The sequence below is a fragment of the Mycolicibacterium lacusdiani genome (genome assembly GCF_021916785.1).
Taxonomy (GTDB): Bacteria; Actinomycetota; Actinomycetes; order Mycobacteriales; family Mycobacteriaceae; genus Mycobacterium; species Mycobacterium lacusdiani.
Genome location: NZ_JAKCFC010000008.1, coordinates 209,915 through 223,555, shown reverse-complemented (window position 1 = coordinate 223,555; position 13,641 = coordinate 209,915). Strand labels below are relative to the sequence as shown.

General features: G+C 69.4%; 15 protein-coding genes and 1 pseudogene. 7 read left to right on the top strand and 9 right to left on the bottom strand.

Going from position 1 to position 13,641, the window contains the following annotated elements; all coding sequences use genetic code 11:
- Positions 1-63 precede the first annotated feature (63 nt).
- The 5 genes from LOK44_RS22570 to LOK44_RS22550 all read left to right on the top strand — a co-directional run bounded on the left by LOK44_RS22570 (position 64) and on the right by LOK44_RS22550 (position 5,284).
- A complete protein-coding gene (locus LOK44_RS22570) occupies positions 64-1,377 on the top strand; it encodes a sensor histidine kinase (protein WP_237572318.1) in 1,314 nt (437 codons plus the stop codon).
- Entirely contained in the window at positions 1,365-2,009 is a 645-nt protein-coding gene (locus tag LOK44_RS22565) for a response regulator transcription factor (RefSeq protein WP_237572317.1), read from the top strand. The genes LOK44_RS22570 and LOK44_RS22565 overlap by 13 nt, the downstream gene beginning before the upstream one ends.
- A gap of 19 nt (positions 2,010-2,028) precedes the next feature.
- Positions 2,029-2,913 (top strand): DUF4097 family beta strand repeat-containing protein, encoded by an 885-nt coding sequence (locus LOK44_RS22560; RefSeq protein ID WP_237572316.1) that lies wholly within the window; start codon positions 2,029-2,031, stop codon positions 2,911-2,913.
- An 83-nt stretch (positions 2,914-2,996) separates the two neighbouring features.
- Positions 2,997-3,764, top strand: coding sequence for a response regulator transcription factor (locus tag LOK44_RS22555; protein ID WP_283817885.1), 768 nt, complete (start codon positions 2,997-2,999; stop codon positions 3,762-3,764).
- Between the two features lie 74 nt (positions 3,765-3,838).
- The gene (locus tag LOK44_RS22550; protein ID WP_237572369.1) at positions 3,839-5,284 is read left to right on the top strand and encodes a sensor histidine kinase; all 1,446 of its coding nucleotides are present in this window, start codon (positions 3,839-3,841) and stop codon (positions 5,282-5,284) included.
- Between the two features lie 5 nt (positions 5,285-5,289).
- On the opposite strand, the gene LOK44_RS22545 is transcribed toward LOK44_RS22550, so the two are convergent.
- Entirely contained in the window at positions 5,290-6,306 is a 1,017-nt protein-coding gene (locus LOK44_RS22545) for a nitronate monooxygenase (protein ID WP_237572315.1), read from the bottom strand.
- A 55-nt stretch (positions 6,307-6,361) separates the two neighbouring features.
- Complete coding sequence (locus tag LOK44_RS22540) at positions 6,362-6,832, bottom strand: Rrf2 family transcriptional regulator (RefSeq protein ID WP_237572314.1); 471 nt, start codon at positions 6,830-6,832, stop codon at positions 6,362-6,364.
- Positions 6,833-6,892: 60 nt separating this feature from the next.
- Between LOK44_RS22540 and LOK44_RS22535 the strand changes: the two genes are divergently transcribed.
- Positions 6,893-7,720, top strand: coding sequence for a nitrilase-related carbon-nitrogen hydrolase (locus LOK44_RS22535; protein ID WP_237572313.1), 828 nt, complete (start codon positions 6,893-6,895; stop codon positions 7,718-7,720).
- On the opposite strand, the gene LOK44_RS22530 is transcribed toward LOK44_RS22535, so the two are convergent.
- The 6 genes from LOK44_RS22530 to cysD all read right to left on the bottom strand — a co-directional run bounded on the left by LOK44_RS22530 (position 7,709) and on the right by cysD (position 12,957).
- Complete coding sequence (locus LOK44_RS22530; protein WP_237572312.1) at positions 7,709-8,362, bottom strand: pyridoxamine 5'-phosphate oxidase family protein; 654 nt, start codon at positions 8,360-8,362, stop codon at positions 7,709-7,711. The two genes, LOK44_RS22535 and LOK44_RS22530, sit on opposite strands and share 12 nt — an antisense overlap.
- Positions 8,363-8,428: 66 nt before the next feature.
- Entirely contained in the window at positions 8,429-8,680 is a 252-nt protein-coding gene (locus LOK44_RS22525; protein ID WP_237572311.1) for a hypothetical protein, read from the bottom strand.
- 73 nt (positions 8,681-8,753) lie between these two features.
- Entirely contained in the window at positions 8,754-9,356 is a 603-nt protein-coding gene (locus LOK44_RS22520; protein ID WP_237572310.1) for a cysteine hydrolase family protein, read from the bottom strand.
- 14 nt (positions 9,357-9,370) lie between these two features.
- The gene (locus LOK44_RS22515; RefSeq protein ID WP_237572368.1) at positions 9,371-10,114 is read right to left on the bottom strand and encodes a 3'(2'),5'-bisphosphate nucleotidase CysQ; all 744 of its coding nucleotides are present in this window, start codon (positions 10,112-10,114) and stop codon (positions 9,371-9,373) included.
- Positions 10,115-10,143: 29 nt separating this feature from the next.
- Complete coding sequence (cysN, locus tag LOK44_RS22510) at positions 10,144-11,994, bottom strand: sulfate adenylyltransferase subunit CysN (protein WP_237572309.1); 1,851 nt, start codon at positions 11,992-11,994, stop codon at positions 10,144-10,146.
- Between the two features lie 36 nt (positions 11,995-12,030).
- A complete protein-coding gene (gene cysD / locus LOK44_RS22505; protein WP_237572308.1) occupies positions 12,031-12,957 on the bottom strand; it encodes a sulfate adenylyltransferase subunit CysD in 927 nt (308 codons plus the stop codon).
- 185 nt (positions 12,958-13,142) lie between these two features.
- Here cysD and LOK44_RS22500 point away from each other — a divergent pair, with 185 nt between their 5' ends.
- Positions 13,143-13,433: a hypothetical protein gene (locus LOK44_RS22500; RefSeq protein WP_237572307.1), complete on the top strand. Its 291-nt coding sequence runs from the start codon at positions 13,143-13,145 to the stop codon at positions 13,431-13,433.
- A 3-nt stretch (positions 13,434-13,436) separates the two neighbouring features.
- On the opposite strand, the pseudogene LOK44_RS22495 reads toward LOK44_RS22500, so the two are convergent.
- Positions 13,437-13,559 (bottom strand): annotated as a pseudogene (locus tag LOK44_RS22495) (carbonic anhydrase); the annotation flags it as partial.
- Positions 13,560-13,641: the final 82 nt, after the last annotated feature.

The window sequence follows — 13,641 nt, the reverse complement described above, 5'->3', positions numbered from 1 at the left end:
CCCCCGCCAGGTTCTCCGGCAATCGCCGTGTTGCCCGAGCCAACGACTCCATAGGTTGAGTGCATGGTTGCAGTCACCACGCCCACCGACCCGATCGCCGCCCCGCCGGTCGTCGACGAGACCGAGAGGCCAGTCCGCCGCATCGGCCTGATTCCCTCGGCGTCGATGATCACCGGCGCCGCCATCGGCCTCGTCTGGTTCTGGATCCCGCTCGGACTCCTGATCATCGGCATCTCCTCGATCCCGTCGATCATCGGATTCGCGCTCGCGGCGGTCGTCTTCGTCTACCTCATCCGCGGCGTCGACCGCGTCGAGCGTCTGCGCAGCGAAGCCGTGTTCGGCTTGGGCATCGCCGAACCGTCGCGAAAACTGTCGCACTACACGGGATTCCAGCGGTGGGCGCATCAGCTCTGGCTCGACGTCAGCAGCGCGCGGTTCTGGAAGTCGTTTGGTCACCACTACCTCCGCATGACCTACGACATCCTCGCCACGGCGATCGCCTTCGCGCTCATCGTGTTCGCCTTCGCCGGGCCCGCGGTCGCCACCGCAATCGACAACAGCGACGACGCCGCAGACCTGTCCTTCCTCTCGCCGCCCCTGGCGTGGCTGCTGGCGCTGGTCGCCCTGGTGGCGGCCGTCGCCATTCTGGTCTTCGCCCCCGCCCTGGACGCCCAGATCGACCGGTGGCTGCTGCCGCCGTCACCCACCGCCGCACTGCAGTACGAGGTGAGCGCCCTCAGCGACGCTCGGCAGGGGGCCGTGTCCTCGGCGCAGGCCGAACGCCACCGCATCGAACGCGACCTGCACGACGGCGTGCAACCGCGGCTCGTCTCGCTGGCGATGACCATCGGCCTGGCCCAGACCAAACTCGACACCGACCCGCAGCAGGCACGCAAGCTGATAGGCGAGGCGCACGACGACGCCAAGAGCGCACTGGTCGAACTCCGAAACGTGGTGCGTGGCATCGCCCCGACGATCCTGTCCGACCGCGGTCTCGACGCCGCACTCTCGGCGGTCGTGCAGCGCACCGAGAACGCGGGCATCCCGACCACGCTCAACGTGTACCTCCCCCGCCGCCTGCCCGAGGAGGTCGAGTCGGTCGCCTACTTCGTGGTCGCCGAGGCACTGACCAACGTCGCCACGCACGCGCAGGCGAGCCAGGCGGTCGTCACCGTGCGATTCGACGAGTCCGCCCAGGTGTTGCACGTGTCGGTGTTCGACGACGGCGTGGGCGGCGCCGAGGCTCCCGCCCCCGACGACGCGACCGGCCTGCGCGGCCTCGCCGACCGAGTACGCGCGGCGAGGGGCACCTTCACCGTCTCCAGCCCCGCCACCGGACCCACCATCGTGACGGCGGTGCTCCCATGCGCATCGTGATCGCCGAGGACTCCACGCTGCTGCGCGCCGGCATCGAGCGCATCCTCACCGACTTCGGCCACGAGGTGGTGGCCGGTGTCTCCGACGCGACGAACCTGCTGCACATCGTCAACGAACTGCGGCCCGACCTCGCCATCGTCGACGTCCGGATGCCGCCGACGTTCACCGACGAGGGCATCCGCGCCGCCGCGCTACTGCGCAAGCAGAATCCCGAGTCACCGGTGCTGGTGCTGTCGCACTACGTCGAGGAACGCTACGCCGCCGAACTGATCGCCTCGGACACCCGCGGGTTCGGCTACCTGCTCAAGGACCGGGTCGCCGACGTCCCGGCATTCGTCGACGCGGTGCAGGTCGTCGGCGGCGGCGGCACGGTGCTCGACCCCGAGGTCGTCTCGCAGATCCTCGTCCGCTCGCGGCAGCGCTCGGCACTCGACGCGCTCACCCCGCGCGAGACCGACGTCCTACAACTGATGGCCGAGGGCCGCACGAATTCGGCCATCGCCGCGTCGCTCAACGTCTCGGTCGGCTCGGCCGAGAAGCACATCGCCTCCATCTTCACCAAGCTCAGCCTCGCCCCCGACGACGGCGAGAACCGCCGCGTGCTCGCGGTCCTGCGCTACCTCGAATCCTGAACCGCTGAAAGGGATCAACGTGACCACCATCGCTCCCCCGCCGCCCGCGCCGCTCACACCGGGCGGCCGCACCGCCATCCGCGCCTTCCTCGTCATCGCCGCCTCGGTGGTGGTCGTGGGTTCACTCGTCGCACTTGGCGTGAGCGCGTGGGGGCTCAGCAAGTTCCGCGTCGTCGCCGACGAGACAGCGCTGCCCGCCGACACGCGGTCACTCGTCATCGACACCCGCGACGTTCCGGCGGCACTGCGCGTCACCACCGACCGCGACGCCACCGAACCGCGGATCTCCATGCGGCTCATCAACTCCTCGCGTGCCGGTGAACAATCACTCGAGGTGACCCGCGACGGAGCCGACACCCGCGTCGCCCTCACCGGAACACGGCCGGACTTCATGGGTTGGGGCCGCGCGGGCGAAGTCACCGTGACGCTGCCGCCCGAGATGGCCCGCCGCCTATCCCTGACGACCCAGCAGGGCGCCGGGGTCCTGATGATGCAGGCGGACGTCGACACCCTCGTCGCGAACAACGAGGACGGCGCGGTGGTGCTGCGCGGATCCGCGCGCCGCATCGAGGTCCGCACCCAGGACGCCGACATCGTGACGCGCGACCCCATCTCGGTCACCGAGTCCTTCCTCGCCGACACCGTCGACGGCGACGTGTCCGTCGACTTCGGCGATACGCCGCCCCGGACCGTCGACGCGTCGAGCAGCACCGGTGACGTCGTCGTCCTGCTGCCCGATCCCGGGCCCTACCTGGTCCGGGCATCGGGCGACTCCGCCGAGGTCCGGGTCTCCGAGACCGAGGATCCCGACCGCGCGGCGGCCGAGGTCACGGTGCGTTCCGACGACGGGAGCGCCGTCGTCGATCGATTGGGGTCGGATCGCCAGGATCGGATGCACCGCTAGCGCAGGAACCCGCCCGACCTGCGAACGTGTGAACGGCATATGAATCGCTCGGACATCGACGCGTCGGTGGGCACAATGAACAGATGGTGACATTGCAGGTCGGCGGCGCGGCGCCGCGGCAGGCCGTGCTCGGTCAGCTGCCGCGGATGTACCGCGCCGACGGGTCCCCCATCAGGACGCTGCTCGTCGACGACGAACGGGCCCTGACGCACCTCGTCCAGATGGCGCTCAAGTACGAGGGCTGGGAGGTCGACGTCGCGCACGACGCGGCCGAAGCCGTCGCCAAGTACCGCGCCAACCCACCCGACGTCGTGGTGCTCGACATCATGCTCCCCGACATGGACGGCCTCGGCGTGCTCGAGCAACTGCGGGGGTCGGGCGAGTACACCCCGGTGCTGTTCCTGACCGCCCGCGACTCGGTGCGCGACCGCGTCACCGGTCTGACCGCCGGCGGCGACGACTACATGACCAAGCCGTTCAGCCTCGAGGAACTCGTCGCACGCCTGCGCGGCCTGCTGCGGCGGTCGGCATATCTCACCCCGGAGGACAGCGAGACGCTCACCGTCGGCGACCTGCGGCTTGACGGAGCGGGCCGCACCGTCACCCGCGGCGATGCGTCGATCTCGTTGACCTCCACCGAATTCGAGCTGCTGCGCTTCCTCATGCGCAACCCGGGACGGGCCTTGACCCGGCAGGAGATCCTGCGCCGGGTCTGGAACTACGACTTCGGCGGCCGCTCCAGCATCGTCGACCTCTACGTCTCCTACCTCCGCAAGAAGATCGACACCGGTCGAGCGCCCATGATCCACACCGTGCGCGGCGTGGGCTACGCACTGCGGCCGGCGCCGTGAGCGGGCGCGCGCCTCGGGGCTGGCGTACCTGGCCGCTGCGCAGACAGCTGGTGGTCGGCGTCTCGGCCGTCGTGATGACGGTGCTCGCCACGGTGGGCACGATGTCGGTGCTAACCCTGCGCGCGTCGGTGACCGGCATCGTCGACACCCAATTGAACGTCGCCGCAGACGGTTTCGGCCAGGCCGTCGCCAAGTACCGGGCTACGCCGCTACCCACGGGCCGGCTCCCCGCGCCGGACGCGATGAAGCCGCTGACCCAACTGATCGGGCAGGCACCGGGCAACATCGTCGTACTCGTCCGCAACGGCAGGGTCGTGGACTCCGCGATGTTCGGGGACGGCGACGCAGCGCCCGCTCCCCCCGAGGCGCTCGCCGAGATCGTCGAGCGCTCCAGCCGTCTCGACGGGTCCGAGGACCTGTGGCTGTCCAACCTCAACAAGTACCGGCTGACCAGTCGCACCGCCGGGCCCGGCGAGGTGCTGCTGACCGCTGCGTCGCTGCGACAGGCCAGTGCCGCGGCCACCCGCGAGACGATCGTCGTGACCGCATTGACCGCGTTGGCGCTCGTCGTGACCGCGGCGGGCACGCTCGCGTTCGTGCGGGTCGCCCTGCGGCCGCTCAGCCGGGTCTCGGCCACCGCGGCCGAGGTGACCGCGCTGCCACTGAGCCGCGACCACTACGCGATCACCCCGCGCGTCCCCGACCGGGACACCGATCCGCGCACCGAGGTGGGCCTCGTTGGCGACACGCTGAATCACCTGCTGGCCCACGTGGAACGGGCGCTGACCGAGGTGGCCGCGTCGGACCGCCGCATGCGCCAGTTCATCACCGACGCCAGCCACGAACTGCGCACCCCGCTGGCCGCCATCCAGGGCTACGCCGAACTGACCCGGCAGGACGCGTCGGTACTGCCGGAGACCACGGAGTACTCGCTGGCGCGCATCGAGGCCGAGGCCGCGCGGATGAACGCCCTGGTGTCCGACCTCCTGCTGCTGGCGCGGCTCGACGAGGGCGAGGACTTCGAGACCGCCGACGTCGACCTCGCCGACCTGGTCGCCAACGCCGTCAACGACGTGGCGGTGTCCGCACCCTCGCATCACTGGGAGACCCACGTCCCCGACGAACCCGTCTGGGTCTGCGGCGATCGCGCCAAGCTGTATCAGGCCGTGGCCAACCTGCTGTCCAATGCGCGCGACCACACGCCCGAGGGCACCTCGGTCACAGCTGCGGTCGAGGGCGGCGCATCGATCAGTCTGACGGTGCGCGACGACGGGCCGGGCATCGAACCCGACCTCCTACCCCATCTGTTCGAGCGCTTCGTGCGCGCCGACCGGTCACGGTCCCGGCAGTACGGCAACTCCGGTCTGGGCCTGGCCATCACGCAGTCGATCGTCGAGGCGCACGGCGGCGAGATCATCGCCGAATCCGCGGACGGCCTGACGACGTTCACGATCCGTCTGCCCGCCGCGACGGTGGGTGACCAGGTCGGACGGAGCGATCTCGCGGTGTCCCGCCGGTAATTCGGTCAGACCAGCGCCGACATGATGTCTGCGACCGAACCCGTCCTGGCCTTCTTGAATCCGGTGCCCGCCCACACGTTGACGCCGTGCGCGTCCCCCGCCTTGACGGCCGCCGCACGCAACGGGCTCGTCATGTAGTGCACCTCGGGATAGCCGAACGGCGCGTCGGCGTCGTGCTCGTCGACGAAGCGGTTGCGCAGTCCGCGCGCGTAGCGACCGGAGAAGCATCGCGTCACGACGGTCTCGGTGAAGTCGGGATCCCGAAGCGCCGCGCGGTGCACGGGGCTGCTCCCTGCCTCGTCGCTGAGCAGGAACGCGGTACCGAGTTGCGCGGCGACGGCGCCGAACGCCAGCACGTCGGCGACGTCCACGGCGTCCATCAGACCGCCCGCGGCGATGACGGGCACCTTCAGCCCGACGGTCGTCGCCCGCAGCAGCTGCCCCAGCGGCTGCGTGGCTGGGCTGGCGATGGGGTCGAGCGTGCCCCGGTGCCCGCCGGCGCCCGGCCCCTGCGCCGTGATGGCGTCGATACCGCGGCCTACCGCCAGCTCGCCCTCGGCCAACGTCGTGACGGTTGCGACGGTGGTGATCCCGGCATCGCGGAAGCGCGCGCACTCGGCATCGTCGGGCAGCCCGAACGTGAACGACACCACCTCGGGCCGCGCGTCCAGCACCACCTCGAGCTTGGCGGCCCACTGGTCGTCGTCGAAGCGCGGCTCGCCGATGCGCACCCCGTACCGACGGGCATCGTCCTCCAGTGAGATGGCATAGCGGTGCAGCGGATCACGACTCGCGGCGCTGGGCTGCGGGACGAAGAGGTTGACCCCCAGCGGACCCGACGTGAGCGCGCGCGCCGCGGCGATGCGGTCGGCAAGCGCCTCGGCCGTCAGATAGCCGGCGGCGAGGAAGCCCAGCCCACCGGCGTTCGTTGCGGCAGCGGCCAATTCGGGCGTGCTGGGACCACCAGCCATCGGGGCGGCGATGACCGGCGCCGCCAGCGATCGCAGATCGAAACCGCTCATCGGTACATCCTGCACCGTTGCCACCCGGCCGTGGGCGGTGGTTCACTGGAATCACTCAGCCGTGGCCACGCTCCTGCTCCTGACCGAGATACTCACCGGCGAGCGTGGCGACGTGGTCGGGCAGCGAGCCCGCCGCCACGTCGGCCAGGCTGGTCTCCTCGAGCACCGAGCGCATGCTGGCGCGCAACGCACGCCACACGTCGGTGAGCTTGGCCGTCGGCCCCGAGTAGGGCAGGTCGCCGAGGCCGATGTCGCGCACGCTCGCCAGGGGGCCGTCGATGCAGCGCAGGACGTCGGCGATGCTGATCTCGGCGGCCGGTCTGGCCAGTTCGTAGCCGCCGTCGCGACCACGGTGACTGCGCACCAGCCGGTCGGTGCGCAGCGCGGTCAGGATGTCCACCAGGAACTGCGCAGGGATGCCCTGCGACTTGGCCAGATCGTCGGTCTTGACCAGGACGCCGTCGTCGACCGTGGCCAGCTGGACCATCGCCCGAACGGCGTACTCCGCCTTCGCCGACATCCGCATGTCGCAGATTGTGCCATCGTCCACGGTGCGGACGGGCCCCGCGTGCGGGAGCATCGAAGGATGACCACCCGCGTCACGTGCTGTCAGATCCCCCTTCGGGTCGGCGACGTCCCCGGCAACCGGGCCACCGTGAGGGCCGCCGTCGAGCAGGCCGCGGCCGATGGCGCACAGATCGTCGTCCTGCCGGAACTCGCGTCCTCGGGCTACGTGTTCGCCGACCGGGCCGAATTGGCGTCGCTGGCCGAGACGCGTGACGGGCCGACGGTCGCGGAGTGGGCCGGACTGGCCGAGGCCTTCGATCTGACCATCGTCGGCGGCTTCCCCGAGGACGCGGGCGAGAAGATCTACAACAGCGCCGTCGTCGTGGACCGCAGCGGAGTGCTTGGCGTCTACCGCAAGACGCACCTGTGGGATACCGAGAACAACGTCTTCGACCTCTCCGACGACCTGCCGCTGGTCGTCGACACCGCGCACGGCAGGCTCGGCGTGATGGTCTGCTACGACGTCGAGTTCCCGGAGTGGGTGCGGGCGGCCGCGCTGCAGGGTGCCGACCTGCTGTGCGCACCGGTCAACTGGCCCCTGCTCCCCCGGCCCGACGGCGAGCGGCCGACCGAGGTGGTGCGGGTCCAGGCCGGCGCAGGCATGAACCGGATGCCGATCGCGGTGTGCGATCGCACCGGAACCGAGCGTGACGTCGACTGGATAGGCGGCAGCGTCATCACCGACGCCGACGGCTACCCGATGGCGATGGCCCAGTACGGGCACGCCGGGAACGTCACCGCCGACCTCGACCTGGCGCAGTCACGGATCAAGAAGTTCAACCAGCACAACGACGTTCACGGCGACAGGCGGACCGACCTGTACCGCCGGACGTCGCTACTCGACTGAGCGGTCGGTCATCGAGCGCACCGACTGCGGCACCTCGATGCCTGCCGTGAGGTCGGGCGCCGGCCTCGGATCGCCGTAGACGGCGGTCATGGGAACCACACCCGCCCAGGCGTCGCCGGCAACGTCGGAGTCCGGGTCATCGGGCCAGCCCGCACTGACCTTCAGCGACCAGTTGTCGGCCGTGATCGCCATGCGCAGGGCGAGCGTCGCGGCGATCTCCTTGCGGGTACTCGGGCGCAACTCGGCGACCCGACCCGGGATGAACGCATCTGTCAGCGCGTCGAGGTAGGAGACCTTGTCGGCCTCGGGAACGGGCTCGAAGACACCGAACAGCACCGCGCTCCGGTAGTGGAACGACGACTCGAAACCACTGCGCGCCACCACCACACCGTCGAGTGTCGTCACCGACACCGCGGCGGGAGCGCCCGCGGCCAACGCCCGCAGCCATGGCGACCCCGTGGAGCCGTGCACCACCAAATCCTCACCCACGCGAGTGAATCCAGTCGGGAACACGGTGGGATGGCCGTCGCGGACGAGCGCGATCGTGGCCAGCGGCGTGCTGGCCAACAATTCGTCCAACGCCTCGCGCGAGGCAGTCTGCTTCTCGCCGAGCCGGGTCACCCGGGTCGGCGGACGAGTCACAGGTCAGTCCGGGATGGCATGCGCCTCATGCTAACTGGCGCAGACCCGGCCTGCACCCGGATTATCTCAGCCGGGTTCGGACGTGGGCGCCGGTGGCGCGAGAACCGTTGGCGCTGCGGAAGGGACCTCCGGGCTGGACGGCGTGGCCGACTTCGTGGTGGTCTCGCCGAATTCGCTCGACGGCGCCTCGGAGAGTCTGGTCGACACGTCGGCGTCCACGGCTCCGTACGTCATCGCGGCTGCTGCCAGCACGGCACCGGCTCCGATGGACGCGAGGATCGACTTCGTCCAGTTGCGTTGCTGCATAACGACTGTCACTGCTGTCTCTCTCGATCGTGCTGCATGGTGGCGCAGTTGCACCATTCAATGGCAACACGGGTACGAACGAGATCTATTCCGCGTCAGCGATACTCGCCGCGTCGGGAACGACGATGGCAAACAGATCGGACAGCGCCGCCAGGCTTGCTGCCTGAACCGCTGAAGCAGGCAGCGGGGCGCCATCCACGCCTGGCAGACTGCGTGTCGCGGTGGCGCTGGCAACCACGGAAGGGGCGTAGCCGAGGTTGAACGCACCACGTGCCGTCGAGTTCACGCACATGTGCGTCATGAACCCCGTCAGCACGAGGTTCGACGCGCCGGCCGCCTTCAGTCGCTCGTCGAGGTCGGTCTGCACGAACGAGTCGGGGTACTGCTTGACCACCACCGGTTCGCCGTCGCGGGGCGCGACGAGCGGGACGATCGCGCCGATGTCGTCGCCGAGGTCGTACGGCGAGCCGGCACCACCGTCGTGCTGGACGTGGATGACCGGTATGCCTGCGGTACGCGCCCGGTCGAGCAGGGTCGCGACCTCGTCGAGTGCCGCGGACACGCCGTCGAGTTCCATCACGCCGCGCGTGTAGGTGTTCTGGCAGTCGATCAGCACCAGCGCCGAGTCTGCCAACGCGGCGGGGCGGCTGGGCAAGGCGGACAGTTCGCGCAGCGTGGGACGGGTCACCTCTGCGAGCGTACTCAGCGGGCCGTCGTGACCGCGAGCACCGCATCGGCAAGCTCCGGCCTGCACACGATCAGGTCGGGCAGCAGGACGTCGGGCTGGTTGTAGCGCAGCGGTGAGCCGTCGATGCGGGACGTGAAGAGCCCAGCCGCGCGGGCGACGGCGACGGGCGCGGCGGAGTCCCACTCGTACTGGCCGCCTGCGTGCACGTACACGTCGGCGATGCCCTGCACCACCGACGCGACCTTGGCTCCGGCCGAACCCATCTCCACGAGCGTGCCGCCCAGCGCCTCGCGCACCGCGAGCGCCACCTCGGGCGGGCGGGTACGGGACACCACGATGCGCGGCGCGGCCGGCGCGGGTGGCGGCGGCGCGACGTCGGGCGTGGCCAGCGTGACGCCCTGGGCGGGCAGCGCGACCGCGCCTGCGACGAGTTCACCGGCCTGCCACAGCGCCACGTGCACGGCCCAATCCTCCCGGCCGAGTTCGGAGAACTCGCGGGTGCCGTCGAGCGGGTCGACGATCCAGACCCGCTCGCTGGTCAGGCGGATCGGATCGTCTGCACCTTCCTCGGACAGCACGGCGTCACCCGGCCGTTCGGCCGCCAGGGCCTGCATCAGGAAGTCGTGCGAGCGCATGTCCCCCGCCGACTTGCGCTCCTTGGCGTCGGCGTCGGCGAACTCGAAGCGCACGCGCAGCAGCAGCTCGCCCGCCTGAGTCGCCAGCGCCGCGGCGACCTCGTGATCGGTGGCTGTGCCGATCCCCCGGTCGCTACGCTCCTGCCCGCCGGTCACCGCTTGGCGTCGATCATGTCGATCACGGCCTGCGCCAGATCCTCGACCGCCTGGTCCGGCGTGAGGCGCAGGTCGGGATCCTTCGGCCGCTGGTACGGGCTGTCGATGCCGGTGAAGTGGGTGATCTCGCCGCGCCGGGCCTTGGCGTACAGCCCCTTGGGATCACGCCGTTCACAGTCCTCCAGCGGGGTGTCGCAGAACACCTCGAAGAAGTCGTAGCCCTGATCGGCATGCACTCGGCGCGCGAGTTCCCTGTGCTCCTCGAGCGGGCTGATGGCGGGCACCAGCACGATCTGACCGGAATCGGCCAGTAGCGTCGCGATGTGCGCCAGGCGACGCAGGTTCTCGGCGCGGTCGGCCATCGAGAAGCCGAGATCGGCGTTGAGCCCGTGGCGCAGGTTGTCACCGTCGAGAACGTAGGCGGGACGGCCACTTTCGAGCAGCTTCTGCTCTACGAGCATCGCCACCGACGACTTGCCCGATCCCGACAGACCGGTGAACCACACCGTCGACCCACGCGACAGCCGGTCCTCCGCCGTGACGAGGTTCTGATGCTTGATCGCGTTGGGACTCGCCGCGCGCGAAGACGCCGGCGTCGTGTCGCGGACCATGCCCGCGGCGACGGTGCCGTTCGTGTCGGGGTCGATCAGGATGAACGATCCCGTCGCGGCGTTGCGCGAGTACTCGTCGAGCAGCAACGGGGCCTGCGTGCGCAGCGTGATGCGACCGAGTTCGTTGAGCTTCAACGCCGTAGCGCTCTTGTCGCGGTGCAGCGTGTTGACGTCGAGGCGGTAGTCCAGAGCCGTGACCCTGGCCCTGGTGGTGCGGCTGGTGTGCTTGACGAGGTACTCGCGGCCCGGCTCGAGCGCCGCCCCGTCGGCCATCCAGCACACCATGGCGTCGAATTCCAAGGTGACGTGCGGCTGGTTGTTCTCGCGGGCAAGCATGTCGCCGCGCGAGATGTCGATGTCGTCGGCCAGGCTGATCGACACCGCCATCGGCGGGAAGGCCTCGGTGACCGGACCCGTGGGGCCCTCGATCTCGGTGATGCGGCTGGTCAATCCAGCTGGCAGTACCACGATCTCGTCACCCGGGCGGAGCACGCCGCTCGCGACGGTGCCCGCATAGCTGCGATGGTCGGCGTGCTCGCGGGTCTGCGGCCGGATCACAAACTGCACCGGGAACCGGACGTCGATCAGGTTGCGGTCACCGGCGATGTACACGTCTTCGAGGTGACTCAGCAGCGCCGGTCCGTCGTACCACGGCGTCGCGTCCGACTTGGTGACCACGTTGTCGCCGTTGAGCGCCGACAGCGGGATCGTCGTGACGTCGTGGATGTCGAGGCGTGCGGCGAACTCGTGGAAGTCGTCGCGGATCTTGTCGAACCGCTCCTGGTCCCAGTCGACGAGGTCCATCTTGTTGACCGCCAGCACGATGTGCTGAATGCCGAGCAGTGAGGCCAGGAACGCATGCCGACGCGACTGCTCGAGCAGCCCGTGGCGGGCGTCGACGAGCACGATGGCCAGCTGGGCGGTCGAGGTGCCGGTCACCATGTTGCGGGTGTACTGCACGTGCCCGGGGGTGTCGGCGATGATGAACTTCCGCTTCGCCGTGGCGAAGTAGCGGTAGGCGACGTCGATCGTGATGCCCTGCTCCCGCTCGGCCCGTAGGCCGTCGGTCACCAGCGCCAGGTCGGTGTAGTCGTTACCGCGCTCCTTGGAGGTGCGCTCGACGGCGGCGAGCTGGTCCTCCATGACGGCCTTCGAGTCGTACAGCAGCCGACCGATCAGGGTCGACTTGCCGTCGTCCACGGATCCCGCGGTGGCAATCCTCAGCAGCGTTGCCATATCAGCTGTTCCTTCTCTTCTTCGCGCGAGCGCTCATCAGAAGTAGCCCTCTCGCTTGCGGTCTTCCATGCCGGCCTCGGAGATCCGGTCGTCGGCGCGCGTGGCACCACGTTCGGTCAGCCGCGAGATGGCCGTCTCGGCGATCACCTCGGCCACGGTCGACGCCTTGGATTCGACGCAGCCCGTGCACGTCACGTCGCCTACGGTGCGGAACCGCACGGTCTTCTCGATGATCGGCTCGTCCTTGCGCGGCTGCAGGAACTCGTGGACGGCCAGCAGCATGCCGTCGCGCTCGAACACCTTGCGCTGGTGCGCGTAGTAGATGGACGGCAGCGTGATCTTCTCGGCGCCGATGTAGGACCAGATGTCGAACTCGGTCCAGTTCGAGATCGGGAAGGCGCGGATGTGCTCGCCCTTGTGGTGGCGGCCGTTGTAGAGGTTCCACAGCTCGGGACGCTGGGCCTTGGGATCCCACTGGCCGAACTCGTCGCGGAAGCTGAACACGCGCTCCTTGGCGCGGGCCTTCTCCTCGTCGCGGCGGGCGCCGCCGAATGCGGCGTCGAACTTGTTCTCCCGGATGGCGCGCAGCAGCGTGAACGTCTGCATGGGGTTGCGCGACGGGATCGTCTCGACGACGCGGCCCGCGTCGATGTCGTCCTGCACCTTGGCCACGACCAGGCGGACGCCGCTCTGGGCGACCAGTTCGTCGCGGACGGCGAGCACCTCGTCGAAGTTGTGCCCGGTGTCGACGTGCATCACGGGGAACGGCAGCCTGCCCGGCCGGAAGGCCTTGAGCGCCAGATGCAGCATGACGATCGAGTCCTTGCCGCCGGAGAAGAGCAGCACCGGCTTCTCGAACTCGGCGGCGACCTCGCGGATGATGTGGATGGCCTCGGCCTCCAACACCCGCAGGTGGCTCAACTCGTACTTGCCGACGGCATGGTCGAGTTCGGTGGCCGTCATGACTTCCTCTTTAAGTTGGTAGAGATAGCCAGAATTGCAATCATGCCCAGGAATCTATGATGCGAGCGCCGCGAGTGTCAACGTTTCGGCCCGCATCGTGCCCAGATCAAAGCGAGTGACACCCGGTCGGAGCGGTCTTATGATGGCTGAAGCGGGGTCGGGGAAGGACCCGGAGGGGGCCAGCGATGGCAGCCATTGCGCGACGATTGACGATCGTCATTGCGGCCACGTTCGCGCCGCTCTCATTCGTCATCCTGGTGTCGCCGGCAGCCGGCAATGCGGCCGAATGCGGTGTCGGCACGGTGTTCGATCCGGCGACCAACACCTGCGTCGCGGCAGCATTGCCGCCTCCGCCACCGCCACCGCCCCCGCCGCCTCCGCCCCCGCCTCCACCGTGGAACGGCGACCCGACGCCCGGCTTCTCGATCGGCATCTGTGCGCCGATCCCGTTCGTGGCGTTGTGCACCGGCATCTGAGAGTCAAGCGGTGACTTCGGCCAGCCGCCCTGTGGCGACGTCGAACACGAATCCCCGGGCCGACGAGTGCTTCGTGACGAACGGGCTCGCCTCGATGCGTCGCAGCGATTGGCACACGTCCTCCTCGCTGTACGCGAACGACTGGGTGTAGGCATCGTTGTTCTTCAGGTACTCGTCGGTGACGGACATGGTGGACCTCCTGTGCGGG